This window comes from Hahella sp. CR1 (assembly GCF_029813005.1).
Taxonomy (GTDB): Bacteria; Pseudomonadota; Gammaproteobacteria; order Pseudomonadales; family Oleiphilaceae; genus Hahella.
Window position 1 is genome coordinate 59,786 of the sequence record NZ_JAPELK010000017.1, and the last position, 18,863, is coordinate 78,648.

Sequence of the window (18,863 nt, forward strand, 5' to 3'; positions counted from 1 at the left end):
CCTGACTTCTGCAAAGAAAACGCTGTTGAGATTACAGTGAATGCATAATTGGACCAGCCCTTGGGCTGGTCCGCTGAGACAGCTTAGAGAAACATCCCGCCGGACGCTTCAATACGTTGAGCATTGATCCAACGATTGTCCTCTGAGAGCAGAGAGGCGATGATGCCGCCAATGTCGTCTGGTAGGCCGACGCGTCCGAGTGCGGTTTGTGAGGCGATAAACTTGTTGACCTCCGCGTTATCGCGCACGACTCCCTGGCCAAAATCCGTTTCAATAGCGCCCGGCGCCACCACGTTCACCGCTATGCCCCGCGCGCCAAGCTCTTTCGCCATATAACGGGTCAACACTTCCACGCCGCCTTTCATTGCTGCGTACGCTGAATAACCGGGCAGGGCGAAGCGGGCGAGACCGGTGGAAATATTAACGATTCTGCCTCCATCTGCGATGAACGGCAGGAGTTGTTGCGTCAGAAAATACACGCCCTTCAGATGAATATTCACTAACTGATCAAACTGCTCTTCCGTCGTTTCCGCGAAAGGCGCATGGATGCCGATCCCCGCGTTATTCACCAGGTAATCGAACCACTCACGGCCCCAATTGACGCTGAGTTCCTGGGCGACTGATTTGGCAAAGTCCGCGAAACTCTTGCTTTCGGCGACATCCAGTTGCAACGCGACCGCCTTGCGGCCCATTTGACGCACCTCGCTGACGACATCCTCCGCCTCTGCGCGATTGCTGTGGTAGGTCAGAATGATGTCCACGCCTTTTTGCGCCAGATGCAAGACTGTGTTTTTGCCCAGACCGCGGTTTCCGCCAGTAACCAATGCGATGTTGCTGCTCATATATCGTCTCCAGAGTGTAGGGTTGAAAGCCTGTTTCTCAATGTCAGGAGCAGTTTATTGGGGATTTGAAAAGGGATAAATATGGCGGACATGGTTAGACTGTCTATAAATGACGAACAATTGGGTGATGAAAAAGTGACGTTGAGCGCGAGATTTTGATGCGCCTTCCTGGCTTAAATGTCTTTAGATCGCTTTTCCACTGGGGCTGGACTAGTGAGTAAACGGGGGATGTGAAGGGCGACTTTTCCCCCTAACGCTGCGATATAGTAAAAAATACGGACTACCGGATTGAAGCGGCTAAAAAAATATATATAATCACGTTTTGTTGATTAAACATTAACAGCACTACGAGTATTACAGGATGTTGTATTATAAGCCAAAGGGGACGGCCTCTACCCGTCCGTTTATGTCCTATCCCGGCTATATTCTCTCGGGTTCTTCTCTCCACCGCTTCTTATCCCGTTTATACAAGTATAGTTAAGTGTTTAAGTGAAATTTCCACGCCTTGTTTTTAAGGTCGTAGCAAAAATGACATCAAATTGTCGTTATGGAAATTATGCTGTCAGGCGCGCCAATACTTGCTCTGCATGGAAGCGCTCGTTACTTACTTATTTCTTTGTTTATTAGTGGCTTATAGAGGTGCGCCTTTGGGGCGAACGAACAGTAATAGCGTTTCTTTATGTCATACTCATGCACTCTGGCGAGCATTAAATGGTTTGCGTAAAAGATATTCTGTCTAATTAGACAACATTAACGGGAATCAGGAAGTATTAATTGTGGAAAGGGAAGTATATGGAACCTCGCATAGACTTATTCTAGTCCGTCGATAAATACCGCTCATTATATTTTATATAAAGCTAAACAGGCTTTATGGCCTCCTATTGTCTGGCGTTTATAAATGCGCCGGCGGAAAAGGAAATAGTAATAACTAAAGGATACAGAAAATGAAAGAAGTCTCTCTGGTTAACTTGGTTTGTCTCCCCTTCGCTGGCGCGGGCGCATCGGTGTTTCACGAGTGGAAGGATCTGTCCGAGAAGCTCAATGTGATCGCTGTGCAGTTGCCAGGACGGGAGAAGCGCTTTGTTGAGCCTGCTTACACCAACGTGGCGGAAGCAGTGCAGGGAATCATGCCCGAGTTGATGGCTGAGCTGGATTTCTCCAAACCCATCGTCTTTTTTGGACACAGCCTGGGCGCCGTGCTGGCGTTTGAGCTGGCGCGCGCCATGTGCGGAGAGGAAAAGGCCAATGTGCAGGGGTTAATCGTGAGTGGCTCTCCAAGCCCATGGAACAGCAGGGAAGAGCGCGCCTCTGGATTGCCGGATGATGAGTTTGTACGCCGGGTCAATGAGTTTGCCGGCTACTCTCATCCCGCCCTGGAAGACCCCATCATGCGGGAAGTGTTGTTGCCGACGCTGCGCGCGGATGTGGAGATGCATGAAAGCTATCACCCTCTGGCGGATGACTCCTTGCCGATCACGGTGCTGACTATTCGCGGCAGTGACGATGAACTGGTGACGGCTGAGGATAAGGCGCTCTGGAGCAAGGCTTCTTCCGTGCAGACCCTGCACGAAGAGCTTCCCGGCGGCCATATGTATTTGATGGACGATCCCAAGGCGCTTATCGCCCTGATCGAAAATGCGGTTCTTTAATTCTTGTTATTAGTGGATCGCAGTGTCGTCAAGGAGATAACTATGAGACTAAAAGGAAAAGTTGCGCTGGTTACCGGCGCAGCCAGAGGGTTGGGGCGCGCCTGCGCCCTTGAGTTCGCCAGACAGGGGGCGGATCTGATACTGCTGGATATTGGAAGAGATATCGCCACCGTGCCTTATCCCCTCGGATCGGAGAGCCAGCTTCAATACACCGCTCAATTATGTGAAGAGCAGGGCGTGGCGGTTTTGACCGGCTTGGCGGACGTGACGCGACAAGCTGAGATCAACGCTGTCGTCGCAAAAGGACTGGATCGTTTCGGGCGCATTGATGTGCTGTTGAATAACGCAGGCATCGCCGCGCCGTCTGGGAAAATCGCCCATGACATCAGTGAAGATGAATGGACGACCATGATTGACGTCGATCTTTCCGGCGCATGGCGGATGATTCGCGCAGTGGGCGCGACCATGACGGAGCGTCGCTCCGGCAGCATCATTAACATTGCCTCCACGGCGGGGGTGGTTGGTTACCGCCATTTCTCCGGTTATGTGGCGGCCAAACATGGCGTCATCGGTCTGAGCAAAGCCGTCGCTCTTGATTACGCCCCGCTTAAAGTCCGGGTCAACGCATTATGCCCGGGGTCCGTTCGCGACGCCTCCCATGTTGAAGGTCGCATGTTGTCTGAGATCGCCCGCTCCCTGCACGTGCCCGTCTCCGAGCACGAGGACACCTTTGTGCAGGCGCAGCCCATGAATGCGCTGATCGAGCCTGAGGATATCGCCCATAGCGCTGTATGGCTGGCTTCTGACGAGTCTCGTCAGGTCACCGGAAGCGTGATCACTGTCGACGGCGGCTTCTCCGCGCGTTAGGCGGTGGAAAGAGGTCTTCGCCAAGGACTGTCCAGATTTTCTCATTCGACATAAGGCACTTCCATGAAAAGCACTTTTTTTAATCACCCGGAAATGGCCGGGAATCTGAGCTCTTACCTGAATGACGGCGATGTGGCGCCCAGCGCACTGCACGCCGCCGCCTATCGACTGACGCAATCCGTTAATCCAGAGGCCGTTGCGATGCGGCTAAAACACGCCCTTGCAGCCCTGCCGTTTATGCAAAAGGCGGCCGAAGGACGTGAGTACGTCTGGATCGAGACGCTGCATTTACGGGCGGACAGCTATCAGGCTGCGGACCGGGTCAGAAAGGAAATGGAGAGGCCGCTGGCCGAGACGTTTCCCTATATTCGCGTGGTGTTATTAACCTACGCAGACCGCTTTGTTGATTTGGTGATTGTCGCCAATCGCGCGGTTTTTGATAAAGCATCCCTGGATGCATTCGTCTGTGCGGCGATCTCTGAACAGGACGCCGTTTACCAGTCGCCTGCGGCGGCGTCTGGATCTGAGCCGGAGTTGTCCTCTCTGCTATCCGCCGATTTCTCACCGCTTCCGGACTGGCGGGGCAAGGGCGAAGAGGGCCTGATCAGAATGCGTCTGGGCGTTTTCAGCGGCCAGGATGACCAGCAATTGGTGGCGGGCTGGATCAGTGCGCTGGCTACGGTATGGGCTCGCTATTCTGCGACGAACGTACCCGTCGTTGCCGTTAATGACAGCCGCGTAGAGTCGGTGAGCGGTTGGTCGCTAGTCGCCGCGCCGGTACTGGAAGACGCCACAGCGCAGCGTCTTAAAGCAAACATCGAGCAGTCGTTGCAGCAACCGGTCTGGCGCTCGCAGGAGCTGGCGAATCGTCTGCAAGACTGTGAAAACGGTGGTGAAGTGTCTCTGGCTGCGCTCATCTATGACGCCGCGGCGTCACCGCACGCCAAGGTGGCGGCATGCGACTATGCGCCATCTCTGGGAGCGCCTTATCCGCTCACGCTGCTCATTGAGAGTCAGGGTCAGGGGCGATATTGCATCAGCGGGCTGGCTGACGGCGCTTTGTTTGCCGGCGACAGCGTCGAACAGTTCTTCCAGTGCGTGCGCCGGGCGTATGAGCGACTGCGCGAAGATGACGAATTGAATCTGCGCCGCTTTCCGCTGCTGGATGAAAAGGCGCAGCAGGAAGTCGCCGCGTTAGGCGTGGATCGCGAGCTTGGCGATATTCCAACAGAACGTCTGGAGGAATTGTTCGCCCGTCAGGCCGCTCAAACTCCAGAGGCCGTCGCGCTCTCCTATGAAAACGAGCAAATGACCTACGCGGAGTTAGAGCGCAAGGCGCATCTCATGGCGTTGAATCTGGTTGTGCTCAACGTCAAACCCGGTGATCGCGTTGGTATCTGCCTGGAGCGGTCATTTGATTTGATCGCGTCTATGCTGGCGATTCTGAAAGCGGGCGCAATATATATCCCCATGGACCCGGCCTATCCGGAAGAGCGTCTGTCATATACCTGTGAGAATGCCGAGATTCGTCTGGTGATTACCGACGCAGACGCATTCCCGGTGACGGAGGCGCGGCGGCTGATAGCGCCGTCAGAGCTGGAGCGGGATATTGACGATGCGCGGGTGACGACGCCTTCCGCAGAGCAGGTCCGCGCCGATGACGCAGCCTATGTGATTTACACCTCTGGATCGACTGGCAAACCCAAAGGCGTGGTGGTTCCTCACAAGAATGTCGTCAGTCTGCTGGCGGCGACGCAGGAGGATTTTGGCCTCAATGCGCAGGACGCCTGGACCTTTTTCCACTCCGCCGCGTTCGACTTCTCAGTGTGGGAAATATGGGGAAGTCTGCTGACGGGCGCCCATCTCGTGATCGTGCCCTATTGGGTCTCCCGCGCGCCTGACGAGTTTCTGGAGCTGGTCAGGGATAAGCAGGTTTCGGTGCTGAACCAGACCCCTTCCGCCTTCTCCCAGTTTATGGAAATGGAGCGAAACGGCGCTGCGCTGGAGCATTTGCGGCTGGTTATCTTCGGTGGCGAACCCCTCGACGCGAAGATGCTGATGAAGTGGTTCGACCGCTACCCGGAATCCCGTTGTCGTTTGGTGAACATGTTCGGCATCACCGAAACCACGGTGCATGTCACCGCCCAGACCATTGCGCGCGCAGAGGCCATGGCCGGTTCGCGCTCCGTCGGTCCGGCGATTCCAGGCTGGCGTTTATATGTATTGGACGCCGCGCGCAATATTCTGCCGGTGGGCGTGGCGGGTGAAATTTACGTCGCGGGAGCGGGCGTGGCTTCGCAATATCTGAACCGTCCGGAATTGACGGAAGAACGCTTCATGCCCGACCCCTTCTGCGGTGGTCGCATGTATCGCAGCGGCGACAAGGGGCGCTTATTGCCATGTGGACGCCTGGAGCATTTAGGGCGCCTGGACAGCCAGGTGAAGTTGCGTGGCTTCCGCATCGAATTGGATGAAATCCGCAAAGTCTTGCTCGGCGTCCATGGGGTGGAGGCGGCGGCGGTGGTGTTGAACCAGCCTGATAAAAACGATCCGGCTTCCGCCCGCTTGGACAGTTATCTGGTGTTGTCGGATATCGCCGTGGAGGACGTAATTGTCAAAGGGGAGAAGATGCTGCCGGCATACATGATGCCTTCCACTTTCACCCAGGTTGACGCCATGCCGCTGACGGCGAATGGCAAGCTGGACGTTAAGAAGCTGCCTGAGCCCGATGCGCAGAGCAAGGCGGCGGATAAGCCCAAAGTCGTGGCGGAAGCTCCTTCCGAGCCCGCTAAAACCAGCTCAGAAGAGACTGCCGCGGAGACGGAAGCCGACCGTCTCGTCGCTGACATGGTCAGGGTCTGGAGTGAAGTGCTGGGGCGTGAAGTGACCGCGGCAGACAACTTTTTCAGCCTTGGCGGCAACTCCCTTTATGCGGTAAGAATCGCCTCCGCCATGAGAGCGGCGGGTCTGCCTGCGCTTCCAATACGTGAGTTATACGTGCGGCAGACCATTGAAAAACTGGCGCCGGTAATGGTCGGCAATGGAGGTTAGTGATATGGATTTCACCGAGCTTGAGGCGATCCGCGCGGCGGAAACCTATTGGCGGGGTCTGTTTGACGCAGAGTGGTCGGCAACGGAACTGAAAGCGCCGTCCCGCGCGGCGGAGCCTGTTGAGCGTCTGGTGGCGAGCATCCCTGTTGGCGCAGACCTGCTGAGCGCCATTGAAGGCGCCGCCGCCGAGGTGGGCGTTACGCCGCAGCAAGTGGCGCTGGCGGGGTGGTTGACGGCGTTGATGCATTTTACTGACATGGAGCGTCTGACGCTGTCAGTGCAACTCGACGACGCCACGATTATTCCGCTGACGTTCACGCTGGATTCCAGCGCCGATCTGGCCTCAGTGATTGATCTGATCGCGAAGACGATGACGGAAGCGCTGTCTCATCGCGCGTTTCCTTATCTCAAGCTTGCCGCGGAAGAGTATGGTCTTCTGCCGCCGGCGCAGGACTTGTTGACGCCCCTGCTGTTCAATCTGGGAGAGAGAGACGCTCCGCGTGCGCCCATTGTCATGGGGCTGCGCGTCACGGCGGAGGGAGCCGAGCTGCTGGTTCAGGGGGGCGGCGTGTTCGCATCCTACGGCTACCTGCGCCCTTTGTGCACTGCGGTTATGAATATTCTGGAGATGGGTTTGTTGCAGGACAAACCTTTGTCTCAGCTGGAGCTTTTAGCCCCGGATGAAATTACTGAGCTGTTGGGGCGGGGAACGGCGACGGTCACCGCCTTTGATGAATACGCCAGAATTGAAGAAGCCTTTGCGGCGCGCGTGGCGGAAACCCCCAGGGCGCTGGCGATAACCCATGGTGAGGCGTCCCTTACTTACGCTGAATTGGATGAGGTCAGCTACCAGCTCTCCCAAGCCCTGCGCGAGCTGGGCGTGCAGCCAGGACAGGTTGTCGCCATTCATACCCCGCGCAGCATCCCCATGGCGGTTTCCGCACTGGCGGCGCTCAAAGCGGGAGCCGTCTATATGCCTTTGGACCCTGACTATCCCGCCGAGCGCATTCAGTTGCTGATGGAGGACAGTCAGGCCGCCGTGCTGATCCACAGTGAAGAAGCTCCGCCGAGCGCCCTGGCCGGTGCGACGCATGCGTCGCTAGCGCTGGACATGCCTGGCGGGCGGGTGCGCGCTCTGCAAATCCAGACGCCGTCGCAGTCCGCCCCGGCGGATTCTCAGGCGGCCTATCTGATGTTTACGTCCGGCACTACCGGGCGTCCCAAAGGCGTACTGAACACGCACGCAGGGGTTCTGCGATTGGTTCGGCGCGCCACTTATCTTGACCTGCAACCCGGCGTGCGCGTGGCTCAGGCCGGCGCAACAGGATTTGACGCCAGTGTGTTTGAAATCTGGGCGGCGCTGCTCAACGGCGGCTGCCTGCAGATTGTCGATCGGGAAGTGCTCCTGGATAGCGTTGAACTGGCGCGTTTTTTCCGAGAGCAGGAAACAGATGTTGCGTTGATTACGACCTCACTGTTTTCACAGCTGGCCAGCGATGATCCCGCCATGTTCGCACCTTTGAGTCAGTTACTGGTGGGCGGCGATGTGATTTCCCCGAAGCAGGTGGCGGCGGTATACGCCGCCTGTCCGGGAATCGTCATTCTGAATGCCTACGGCCCTACTGAAAACGGGGTCATATCCACGGTGCAGCGTATTGATCCCGCTCGACTGGACAGTATTTCCATCGGCGCTCCCATCAGTAATTCCGTCGCGCTGGTGCTGAACCGGTTTGGTCGTCTGACGCCGTCGTTGTTTGAAGGCGAGCTGTATGTCGGCGGCGCTGGCTTGGCGTTAGGGTATTTGGGACGGGAAGACGAGACGGCCAAAGCATTCGTGCCCCATCCTTACGCCCCGGGAAGCCGGATCTACCGCACGGGAGACCGGGCGCGCTGGAATGCCGAGGATGAGCTGGAGTTTCTCGGACGCCGGGATTTTCAGATCAAAATTCGCGGTTTTCGGGTTGAGCTGGGCGAAATCGAGAAAGCGGCGCTGTCGCATCCGACGGTGAGTGAGGCCTTGGTGCTCGCACTCAAGCCTGAAGGCGCTGCGGAATATCGGCTGCATTGCTATTTAGGCGTCGCTGATGAGTTTGATCTGGATAGTTGGCGCCAGCAACTCATCGACCAACTACCCGCGCACATGGTTCCGGCGGCGGTCTGGGCCATGCCTGAATTGCCGTTGACGGTTAATGGCAAGGTGGACCGACGCGCCCTGGCGGAGATGAAGCAGGTAGAGTCCGGCGGCGCCGAAGCGGTGGATGATATCGAACGCGTCTTGCTGGAAATAGGTCGCTCGCTTTTGAACATTGACCATCTGGCGACGGATGACGACCTGATCAAGCTGGGCGCAAGCTCGTTAACCGCGGCCATGATCGCGTCGCGGGCGCGTCGTGACCTGGGCGTGAAAATCGCCGTCGCCGATGTTCTGCGCAGTGGCACGGTGGCGGAGTTAGCGACGTTGGTCAGAGGGCATCGGGGGCGGAGCGCCACAACGGGTGGTGTGATTGCTTCTCCAGCGCAAGCCAGCATAGAAGCGACGCCACAACAGGTGCGTTTGTTCATCGAGCAATCCAAGCAGGCGGACGCCTGTCAATACAATTTACCGATTTGGGTGGCGCTGCCGGCGGATATAGACCCGGTTCGCTTGCAGGAGTCCTTGCGGCGATTAGTGGATCGACACGAAATTCTCCGCACCTCGTTTGAACGCGAAGGGGAAGTTACCCGGCAGTTGATTCATGCCGACCTAGCTGTGTCGATAGCGGAGGCGCCGGCGGCTTCAGACGTATTCAATGCGCTGACTCAATTCATCCAGCCCTTTGACTTGCAGCAGGGGCCCCTGTGGCGCGCAGCGTTCTATCGCGACGCAGCGAAAACCTATCTGCTCTTCGATATTCACCATATTTTGACCGACGGCTATTCACTCCTCCGTTTGTTTGCGGAGTGGGAGGCGCTGTATCGCGGCGATAGTTTGTCTGCGTCGCCCCTGCAATATCGTGACTATGCGCACTGGCTGGCCAGCGACGGCGGTCAGGCCCATCTGGCGGAGCAGGAAGCCTATTGGCTGAAGATGTATGCGGAGAAGCCTGCGCTGCCGGATTTGCCTACGGACTTTCCAAGATCCGGGGTGCGCAGTCTCAGTGGGGAGTTTCTTGAGTTTGATTTGGGAGAAGAGAGGACGGCGAACATTCGTCGCCTGTCCGAGCGTCTTCAGGTCAGCGTCTATCAGTTCCTGCTGTCCTGCTATGGCGTCTTCCTGGCTCGGGTTACCGGCGATGACGACATCACCATCGGGACGCCTGTCGCAGGTCGTTTGGCCCCTGGCGTCGACGATATTCAGGGGATGTTCGTGAATACGCTCTGTTTGAGGCTGCGACCGGCTCTGGCTGCGCGCTTTGAAGACTATTTGCGGGAGGTGGCCGACATGACGCTGAACGCCTTCGACAACCAGGATTACCCCTTTGACCGTCTGGTGGCGCAGGTTGCTGCGGACCGCTCTTATGGCCGCTCTCCGCTGTTTGACGCCATGTTTGCGCTGCAGAACACCGGACTGAGCAGACAAACGTTTCTGGGCGGGGCGATCGTCTGGACCCCGGCGGCGACCGGCGCGGCCATCTATGACCTCAACCTGCAAATTGAAGATGGCGAAACCAGCCTGCGAGCAAGCTGGCATTTCAATCGGGATCTTTTCACCGCCAAGACAATGGCTTCTTTCCGTGATCGGCTGCTGGAGATCATTGATAAGGCGCTGGGCGATGTGAATAGCCAGATTCGAACGCTGAATCAGGACGAAGAAAGTGGTCCGGTTGCGTTACCGGAAATCGAGTTTGAATTTTAAAATTTAGAGGCAGTAGGACATGCAGTCTATAGAAACCAAAGGACAATTAAAGGTTGCGGCGGCGCAGCGGCCGGAGCACGGAAAATACTGGCGCGGCCTGTTGGCGGAGCCGGTGGAGAAAAGCCTGTTTCATCCCGATAGAGTGAAGCCTTCGGGGTCCCTGAATCAGCGCTATGTGCATACATTGGACGCCGACGTAAGGCAGCGCCTGCATAAGTTAAGCGGCGGCAAAACCGCGACGCGTCAAGTGGTCATGCTGGCGGCGCTGGCGGAATTGCTGCGTCGCTACACCGGCTCCGACACGGCCTGCATCGGTCAGCCGTTGCAACCGGAGCAAACCAAACTGTCCGACTATCTGGCGCTGCGCATTCAGGCGCCGGCGAACGCGAATTTTAAGCAGTTGCTGGGCGCGGCGCGGGACGCCATGCTTGCGGGGCTGGAATTCTGCGACTATCCGTTGACGGTGTTGGCGGATGAGTTTGGCCTGGAAGCGGAGAAGGGCGGCAATCCCTTTTTCGATGTGGCGTTGGAAGCGCTTGAGACGCCTGACGACTCAGTATCCAGTCAATTTCAGTGTCCTGTGCTGATCAGTCACTTCGTTGGCGCTGAGCAAGGGGTATTGACGATTTCCTATGACGACGGTCTGTTTGATGCGGACAGCATTCAGCGTATCGCCGAACACTTTGAGACGTTGCTGCTGGAGCTATCAAGCGCGCCTGACGCAGAGGTCACGGCGGCTTCCATCACCACGCCTGCGGATGAGGCTTTGCTGCAGCAGGTCAATGCGACTGAGCGGGAATATCGCCGGGATGTCAGAATCGAAACGGTTTTTGCTGAGCAGGTGGCGCAGACGCCGGATGCGGCGGCGGTGGTCTGTGGTCAGGATCAACTGACCTATGCGCAGCTTAATGACGCAGTCAATTCCCTGGCGACCCAGTTGCGGGCGGCCGGCGTGGCGGAAGATCAGCTGGTGGCGGTGGCGGCCGAGCGCTCGACGCAGATGATCGTGGCGATCCTGGCGATTTTACGAGCCGGTGGGGCCTACTTGCCGATAGACCCGGGATATCCTGCAAACCGGATTCAGTATGTGCTGGAAAACAGCGGCGCCAGCGTCATTCTGACGCATCGTCATCTGCTGCAGTTGGATACATCCGGCTATACCGTCATTGATATTGACGAGAAGGCGCTGGGCGCAGAGAGCGCGGTGGCTGAGACGGTCGGCGGTGCGGAAAATCTCGCCTACGCCATTTACACCTCAGGCTCTACTGGTAAACCCAAGGGCGTTTTAATCGAGCATCACTCCGTCATCAACCGGATCGCCTGGATGCAGAACGCCTATCCGCTAACGGCGGAGGATGTCATCCTGCAGAAAACGCCGATTTCATTCGATGTGTCCGTGTGGGAATTGTTCTGGTGGTTCTTTACCGGTTCCCGCGTCTGCATGCTGGAGCCCGGCGGTGAGCGCGAACCGGAGAAAATCGTGGCGGCCATTGAGGCGAATAAGGTGACGACCATGCACTTTGTGCCGTCCATGCTGAACGCTTTCCTGGATTATGTGGAGTCCACTCAGGCGGTTGCTCGTTTGCAGTCGCTGTGCAAAGTGTTTACGTCCGGCGAAGCGTTGACCCTGCATCAGGCGGAGCGTTTCAAGAAGCTGCTGCACGCGGCCAATGGAACCCGTCTGATCAACCTGTATGGGCCGACTGAGGCGACGGTGGACGTCACCCATCTTGACTGCACCGCCAAACCCACGCTGGACAAGGTTACTATCGGAAGTCCCATCGATAACACTCAGATTCATATCGTAGACAAGCAGTTGCGCCGTCTGCCTATTGGCGTTCCCGGAGAGCTTTGCATCGCTGGCGTCGGTTTGGCGAGGGGCTATCATGCGCTGCCGGAAATGACGGCGGATCGCTTTGTCACAAATCCTGAAAACGCCTCTGAACGCTGGTATAGAACTGGCGATTTGGCGCGCTGGCTCGGCAATGGTGAAATCGAGTATCTGGGCCGACTGGATCATCAGGTGAAAGTGCGCGGTTTTCGTATTGAACTGCAGGAAATCGACGCGGTTCTGCGTTCCTATCCCGCCGTGCGCGACGCCGTCACGCTGGTGCACCGCGCCGCCGGTCTGGACAAACTGGTCGCCTACGTCACCGCAAATGGCGAGCCGGAGCAAGAGACCCTGCGTCAGCATGTGGCGGGGCAGGTTCCGGCCTATATGGTTCCAGATATGGTTATCGTGCTGGAGCAAATGCCGCTGTCGCCGAACGGGAAACTGGATCGTAAAGCGCTGCCGTCGCCGGACAGCTATTTGCAAACCGCGGAATATACTGCGCCTCGTAACCGCACCGAGGAAATTCTGGCGGACATCTGGCGCGAGGTTCTGCAGTTGCCTCGCGTTGGCGTGCACGATAACTTTTTTGCGATTGGCGGCAACTCGATTCACTTCGTCACCGTTCTCGCCAAGGCCAGAAAATTCGATCTGGAGTTCACCTTCCAGCAGTTGTTCGCCAACCCCACGATAGCGACGTTGGCGCAGGCGATGGAAGAAGAAAAAGGCGAGCTTCAGCAGCACCGCTTTGACGCGTTTGAGCTGCTCGGCGAACAAGACCGCCAGCGTCTTCCGCAAGGCGTTGATGACGCTTATCCGCTGTCCATGTTGCAGGCGGGACTGATATTCCAGAACGAGCTGACTTTCGGCACGGCGCAATATCACGACATTATCAGCTATATCATTGAGAGCCCGATCAATCTGGAGGTGTTCAAGCGCGCGGCGGACATTCTGGTCAAGCGTAACCCGATCTTCCGCACCAGCTATCACCTGGATGGCTTCGACGAGTATATCCAGATGGTGCATACGGACGTGGAAGCGCCGCTGTACTGTCACGACCTGCGGGGAATGAGCGAAGAAGAGCAGGAGCAGTGGCATCAGAACTGGCTGGCGGAAGAGAAAGCGTACCGTTTCGAATGGAATCAGCCCGGCCTGGTGCGCCTGCATGTGCATGTCCTGCGCGACAACATGTACCGCTATGTGCTCAGTCAGCATAACTCCGCCCTCGACGGCTGGAGCATCACTCTGGTGCATACGCAGCTGTTCCGCATATACAACAGGCTGCTGCAGGGCGGGACCTTTGACGAGCCGCTGGTGGACAATCACATTCGCAATTACATCGGCCTGGAAGCCCAGTCGTTGCGCTCTGTCAGTGATCGTGCGTTCTGGGAGAATATGCTGGACGGCGCGACATATACCCGTCTGCCCAAACTGGACGCGGCGCAGCCCGTCTCAGAGCTGTCCGTGCTGTTTCATGAGGTGGACATCAGCAAGCAGCTGTCCGACAGGATCATTGTGCTGGCTGACCAGTTGGCGGTTCCGGTCAAAACACTGTTGATGGCGGCGCACCTTAAATTCCTGAGCGTGGTGTCCGGCGATGTTGACGTCATGACCGGTTACGAACACAGCGGCCGTCCTGAAGCGGAAGACGCCACCAAGGCGATCGGACTTTTCCTCAACACAGTGCCGTTCCGGGTGGATGTCGATGTGGAGTCCTGGGCTGGCCTGATTCAACGCGTGTATCAAGCGGAAGCGGCGTTGTTGCCGCACCGTCGTTATCCCATGGCGCGCATGAAACAGGATATCGGGACGCAGGAGCCGCTGTTCGACACCGCTTTCAACTACACCCATTTCTATCTGTTGAAAGAACTCAAGGAAATGCCGGAGTTCAATCTGCTGGACGTGCGGGCGAACTCGGAGACGGAATTCGCGATTCGGGCCGAGTTCTGCCGTCACTTCTTCACTGACGATGTGAAACTCAGCCTGCACTACCACGAGCACGCTTTCACGGCGGAGCAGGTGGAGAACTTCGCGCAATACTATCTCACTATCTTTGAGAGCATGACTCAGGACCCCAAAGCGGACCCCAGACGCCAGCCCATTCTGACGCAACAGGAACTGGCGGTTATCGCAGAGCAGGGCGCTAAAGTTCCGGTGAATCTGGCGCAGCGTCCAGAACTGGAAAATACGGATGCGGGCGTTTATCTCCTGGGAGAATCCGGGCGTTTTATCCCAGTCGGAGCGGTCGGGGACCTGTATTTTGTGAACGCGGAAGCGGACAGACTGGAGACTGATGTTAACCCGGCCCTGAACGGCCTGGGATTGCGACCCACAGAACTGAAGGGGCGCTACGTCCAGGATGGCGGTGTTGAGGTTGTTAACGGGATATCTGCGCTGGTTTTCCGGAAGCCTGAGCTGCAGCAGGGCAAAACCGTCGACACAGCGGCGGCGCAACAGACTCCGCTGGATGCGGTGGAGACGCGCATCGCGGCGGCCTGGGCGCATGCGCTCAAGATTCCCCAAGAGAATATCGGACGCGACGATAACTTCTTTGACCTGGGCGGTAACTCTCTGGCGGCGATGAAAGTCACGATTTTGCTGGAAGGACTGATTTCCCTGGTGGATCTCATGCGCAACTCCACTCTGGCGCCGCTGGCGGATGTGGCCAGAAAGAAAATGCCCGCCGACGAGGCTGACCTTTTGGTGGCGCTGACCTCTGATCGGCGTTCAGCGCCGGTTACTCTGGTGTGCTTCCCCTATGCGGGCGGCAACGCGATTAACTTCAAGCCATTCGCCGAACGTCTTGCTGAGATGAACGCCGAGGTGCAGGTTTTCGCCGTGGAGCCACCGGGGCATAACCTGAGCGATACCGGCGAAGCGCTGTTGTCCGTCGAGGAGTTGGCGAAGAAGGTAGCTGCGGAAATCAGCGCCAATATCAGCGGCGACGTCTTTATTTGGGGACATTGCGTCGGCAGCGCCGCCGCCCTGGCCACCGCTGGTCTGCTGCAGGAGAGCGGCCATGTCGCCGGCGTATTTATCGGCGGTAAGTTACTGCCGGACGCGGAGCGCTCCCGCAGTCTTGCAGACGAGCTGGAATCGATGCCCTTGAAAGACGTGGGCGAGTGGCTGGTGACGCAGACGGGCTATGGCGATCTGAACGCCTTGTCCGAGCCGCAACTGGCGCAATTGGTGAAAGCCTTCCGTCATGACGCCTGCGGCGCCAACCGTTACCTTGCTGATTTAACGGAAAACGGGACGCCTATGACACTGCCACTGACCATGGTGGCGGCGCAAGACGATCCCCTGACGCCGCAGTATCGGGAACAGTATCTGGGATGGAGCAAGGTGTGTGAGTCAGTAGCGTTGATTGAGCTGGCTGACGGCGGCCATTACTTCTGCCGGACTAAACCGGCGGAAACCGCCGCAGCGGTCAGCGAACTGATGCGACTGTCCAAATGACGTTAAGGCCCCACCCCAGACGGGTGGGGCCTTTTTGCGACTTGCGTATTAATAACAACACATGAAATCAAGGATCAGACATGAAACTGGCCATATTGCCATTGCCGTTTAATCTGGACGTTGCGCAGTCCATTCTCAGCCAGGCGGGAAACTGTGCGCACGAGTTTGTGTTTATCGACATGCAGGAGCGGATTGATCGCATTCCCGTTTCCTGGTGGCCGCAAAACGCCAAAGCTGTGGCCTGCTCCCCCTCCGACGTGGACGCCGTGATCAGACTTGTGGAGGCGGAGGCCTGTACTCAGGTTATCTCCACCGCTGAAGCCGGACTGACCATCGCCGCGAAGGTGCGCAAGCACTTCGGCTTTGCAGGGCATAGCGAAGACGTGGAACTGTTCAGCATTGATAAAAGCCTGATGCGCCACACCCTGGTGGATAAAGGGCTGTCCTCGGTTCAGTCGTTCAGAACCACCGTCGCCGAACTGGCGGAAGAATTGCTCTCCGTCGACTTTCCGGTTGTCGTCAAACCGGTGCGCCTGGGAGGAAGCATTTGTGTGCAACTGCTGTCTTCCTATCCGGAAGTGGAAGGTTATCTGGAGCGCATTCGCAGCCATCCCTATGGTGGTGATAAAACCGAGCTTACCGTGGAAAGCTATATCGGCGGTAAAGAGTTCAGCGTGGAAGGGCAGGTTTTTGATGGCCAGGTCTACTATTACGGTCTGACGGAGAAGCGGACGACGGATGCTCCGTATTTTGTCGAAACCGGCCACACGTTCTACACCCGTCATCCCCACCTGGAAACTTTCTCTGATTATTTCCAGCAGGTATTTGAGGCGCTGGGCATGCGCAACTGCCCCTTCCATGTTGAGTTCAAAGTGGACGGCGACAAGATAGAAATCATAGAGCTGCACTCTCGCTTCGGCGGTGACTTTATTACCGATCTGATCCATTTCAGCACAGGCGCGGAAGTGTTTGCGGATCAGTTTAATTTCCTTGCGGATAAAACAGTTCCAGCGCCGATCAAGGCCCAGGATCGTCTGGTCAGCATTGAGTTCGTCATGGCGCAGGAAGGCGAGTTAAAGGCCTTCACATTTCCGGCTCAGTTCGAAAGCAGCGTGAATGTGCTCAAACAAAAGCAAGACGCGCGCATTGGCGACAAGATCAAGTCCAGCACGGGATTCTATGACCGGATCGGCTGGATGATCTTTGAGTCCGACAGTCCGCAAAGCCGGGATGAGCATCTGAAGCTGTTCACCCCAGTTGTGACCGTAGGTTGAAGCGGCGGCGTTATGTCCAGCCTTGAAAAAATTTGCAGTGAGGGAGCCCTTTAGTATGGAAAGTGTGGCCGCAAAACCGGACGACAGCTCCGGACAGCCATTAAACTCGGAATTAAGACAAAAGCACTTCCTGGACGGCGTAAAAGCCATGTCCCCGTTTATTCTCTCCGCCATCCCGATGGCGATGATCGCAGGGGCGTTGGGCGTCACCAGTGGACTGACCGGTTTGCAGACGCTGCTGCTGGCCATGTTGGCGAACTCGGGGACCATTCAGTTTGTCGTCTACATGATGCTGCAGGAGTCAGCGAGCTGGACGGTGGTTCTGCTGACGGTGCTCACATTGAGTCTGCGCATGATGATTTACAGCATCGTGCTGCGGGACAAGGTCAATGATATTTCTCCCGGATGGAAACTGGTGATGGGGTTTGGCCTGATTGATGCGCTGTTCTTTATCTTTGTGGAGAAGTTTAAAGATAAAGACGCGCCGGTGACGGCTCGCCAGTGGTTTTATTTGGGGGGATCGTTCTCCATCTACGGCGCCTGGACGGTCGCCACAGTCGTGGGCATTCTTGTCGGCTCTGCGCTGCTTGAGTGGGCGGGCTCCGGCGTTGACTTCCCCATGACCGCTCTGTTTGTCGCCATGCTGGCGTCCTGTCTGGTGGATAGAAAAGCCTACTGCATTGTTTCGGTTGCAGGTCTGACGGCGATACTGGCTCATCATGCGCCATACGGATTGGGAACCATTCTGGGGACGGTCGCGGGCGTCGCCGCCGGCGTGTTGTACGGTCGATGGGTTCCGGTGAAAAACGCGGAAGCGGTTGTGGAAGAGGTTAAGGAAAGCTGAGATGGATATTTATATTCTGATTGCATTGATCGCCGTATGTGCGTTTCTTCCCCGTTATCTGCCCTGGGTGGTCTGGGCGGGAAAACCCTTGCCCCCCAAAGTGGAAAACATTCTGCGCATGACGCCGGCGGCGGTCATTGCTGCGCTTGTCGCGCCGGCAGTGGTTTTCGTTGAGAAAGAGGTGTCTTTGAGCCTGTTGACGCACCCCTATTTTTTAGCGTCAGTGGCCACATTTGCGCTCATGTTGTTTACTAAACGGCTTATACTGTCCAGCTCGTTGGGCGTGGCCGTTTTTGTGCTTCTGAAAATGTTATAGCCAGCCCGTTTAGCCCTGGCGTCAGGCGCCGCCGCGCCGGGGTTGCCCAATGTCTGACAGGCGCATGCAATTTATCAAGGAATTTATGATGCAAGGCGATTTCAAAATAGCCGCGGCCCAGTTTGGCCCGGTGCGAGGGGATGTTGAGGAAAATACGCGGAGGCATTTGCGGTTGATAGCGGCGGCCGCCGCAGAAGGCGCAAATGTGGTCATTTTTCCTGAGCTTTCTCTGACGGGGTATGAGCCGGATCTGGCGAGGGAGTTGGCGTTCACCGATACGGATTCTCGTCTGGCGCCCTTTCAGGCGGCGGCGCGCGAGCAGGGCGTGACGCTGATGGTCGGCGCGCCGGTGCAGGCGGGGCAAGGCAAGCCTCACATCGGTCTCTTTGTCATCAGCCCGGAAGCGCCGGTATTTCATTACAGCAAAATGCATTTACATCCCGGTGAGGATCAGCACTTTGCGCCGGGCGCCGGCGAAAAGGTATTTGAGCTTCAAGGCGTTGCATTAGGGCTGGCGATCTGTGCGGATACCGGCGTCGCCACCCATGCCCGCAACACAGCCGCCGCTGGCGCCGACGCCTATTTGAGCTCGGTCTTGATTACCGCTGGCGGGTACGACGAAGACACCGCCAAACTACAGGATTACGCCCAAACCCATGGTATGTGCGTGGTCATGGCCAACTTCAGCGGCCCCTCCGGCGGCTGGGAGCCAATTGGCAAAAGCGCGGTATGGAGCCCAAGCGGCGACCTGCTGGCCCAAGGGCCGCAAACCGGCGAAGCGCTGGTGATCGGCGTCAAAACCGAGGCAGGCTGGTCCGGTTACGTCAGAAGTATCTGAGGTAAAAAAGCCTTCATCGTCCGGTGACTGGCGTAATCGTCGTCACCGGGAGTGTGT

10 protein-coding genes are annotated in these 18,863 nt (G+C 57.1%); 9 read left to right on the forward strand and 1 reads right to left on the reverse strand.

The annotated features are described in order from the left end of the window. Nucleotides 1-83 precede the first annotated feature (83 nt). Complete coding sequence (locus tag ONV78_RS28160) at nucleotides 84-842, reverse strand: SDR family oxidoreductase (RefSeq protein ID WP_279507861.1); 759 nt, start codon at nucleotides 840-842, stop codon at nucleotides 84-86. A gap of 944 nt (nucleotides 843-1,786) precedes the next feature. Between ONV78_RS28160 and ONV78_RS28165 the strand changes: the two genes are divergently transcribed. The 9 genes from ONV78_RS28165 (at nucleotide 1,787) to ONV78_RS28205 (ending at nucleotide 18,806) form a co-directional block, all read left to right on the forward strand. Beyond that, nucleotides 1,787-2,491, forward strand: a complete 705-nt coding sequence (locus ONV78_RS28165) for an alpha/beta fold hydrolase (protein WP_279507862.1) — start codon at nucleotides 1,787-1,789, stop codon at nucleotides 2,489-2,491. A 42-nt stretch (nucleotides 2,492-2,533) separates the two neighbouring features. Beyond that, a complete protein-coding gene (locus ONV78_RS28170; RefSeq protein WP_279507864.1) occupies nucleotides 2,534-3,358 on the forward strand; it encodes an SDR family oxidoreductase in 825 nt (274 codons plus the stop codon). 63 nt (nucleotides 3,359-3,421) lie between these two features. After that, entirely contained in the window at nucleotides 3,422-6,409 is a 2,988-nt protein-coding gene (locus ONV78_RS28175) for an amino acid adenylation domain-containing protein (protein ID WP_279507865.1), read from the forward strand. Nucleotides 6,410-6,413: 4 nt separating this feature from the next. Next, on the forward strand, nucleotides 6,414-10,244 hold the full coding sequence (locus tag ONV78_RS28180; RefSeq protein ID WP_279507866.1) for an amino acid adenylation domain-containing protein: 3,831 nt from the start codon (nucleotides 6,414-6,416) through the stop codon (nucleotides 10,242-10,244). Nucleotides 10,245-10,263: 19 nt separating this feature from the next. After that, nucleotides 10,264-15,534 (forward strand): non-ribosomal peptide synthetase, encoded by a 5,271-nt coding sequence (locus ONV78_RS28185; RefSeq protein WP_279507867.1) that lies wholly within the window; start codon nucleotides 10,264-10,266, stop codon nucleotides 15,532-15,534. A gap of 80 nt (nucleotides 15,535-15,614) precedes the next feature. Then, on the forward strand, nucleotides 15,615-16,808 hold the full coding sequence (locus ONV78_RS28190; RefSeq protein WP_279507868.1) for an ATP-grasp domain-containing protein: 1,194 nt from the start codon (nucleotides 15,615-15,617) through the stop codon (nucleotides 16,806-16,808). Between the two features lie 55 nt (nucleotides 16,809-16,863). Continuing rightward, a complete protein-coding gene (locus ONV78_RS28195) occupies nucleotides 16,864-17,652 on the forward strand; it encodes an AzlC family ABC transporter permease (RefSeq protein WP_279507869.1) in 789 nt (262 codons plus the stop codon). 1 nt (nucleotide 17,653) lies between these two features. After that, on the forward strand, nucleotides 17,654-17,968 hold the full coding sequence (locus ONV78_RS28200) for an AzlD domain-containing protein (RefSeq protein WP_216737320.1): 315 nt from the start codon (nucleotides 17,654-17,656) through the stop codon (nucleotides 17,966-17,968). An 85-nt stretch (nucleotides 17,969-18,053) separates the two neighbouring features. Then, nucleotides 18,054-18,806 carry a carbon-nitrogen hydrolase family protein gene (locus ONV78_RS28205; RefSeq protein ID WP_279507870.1) on the forward strand — a complete coding sequence of 251 codons (753 nt, stop codon included), beginning with the start codon at nucleotides 18,054-18,056 and terminating at the stop codon, nucleotides 18,804-18,806. The last annotated feature ends 57 nt before the right edge of the window (nucleotides 18,807-18,863 follow it).

Coding starts and splice junctions, on each gene's coding strand:
- ONV78_RS28160 (WP_279507861.1), bottom strand. CDS start 842: ATGAGCAGCAACATCGCATTGGTTACTGGCGGAAACCGCGGTCTGGGC.
- ONV78_RS28165 (WP_279507862.1), top strand. CDS start 1,787: ATGAAAGAAGTCTCTCTGGTTAACTTGGTTTGTCTCCCCTTCGCTGGC.
- ONV78_RS28170 (WP_279507864.1), top strand. CDS start 2,534: ATGAGACTAAAAGGAAAAGTTGCGCTGGTTACCGGCGCAGCCAGAGGG.
- ONV78_RS28175 (WP_279507865.1), top strand. CDS start 3,422: ATGAAAAGCACTTTTTTTAATCACCCGGAAATGGCCGGGAATCTGAGC.
- ONV78_RS28180 (WP_279507866.1), top strand. CDS start 6,414: ATGGATTTCACCGAGCTTGAGGCGATCCGCGCGGCGGAAACCTATTGG.
- ONV78_RS28185 (WP_279507867.1), top strand. CDS start 10,264: ATGCAGTCTATAGAAACCAAAGGACAATTAAAGGTTGCGGCGGCGCAG.
- ONV78_RS28190 (WP_279507868.1), top strand. CDS start 15,615: ATGAAACTGGCCATATTGCCATTGCCGTTTAATCTGGACGTTGCGCAG.
- ONV78_RS28195 (WP_279507869.1), top strand. CDS start 16,864: ATGGAAAGTGTGGCCGCAAAACCGGACGACAGCTCCGGACAGCCATTA.
- ONV78_RS28200 (WP_216737320.1), top strand. CDS start 17,654: ATGGATATTTATATTCTGATTGCATTGATCGCCGTATGTGCGTTTCTT.
- ONV78_RS28205 (WP_279507870.1), top strand. CDS start 18,054: ATGATGCAAGGCGATTTCAAAATAGCCGCGGCCCAGTTTGGCCCGGTG.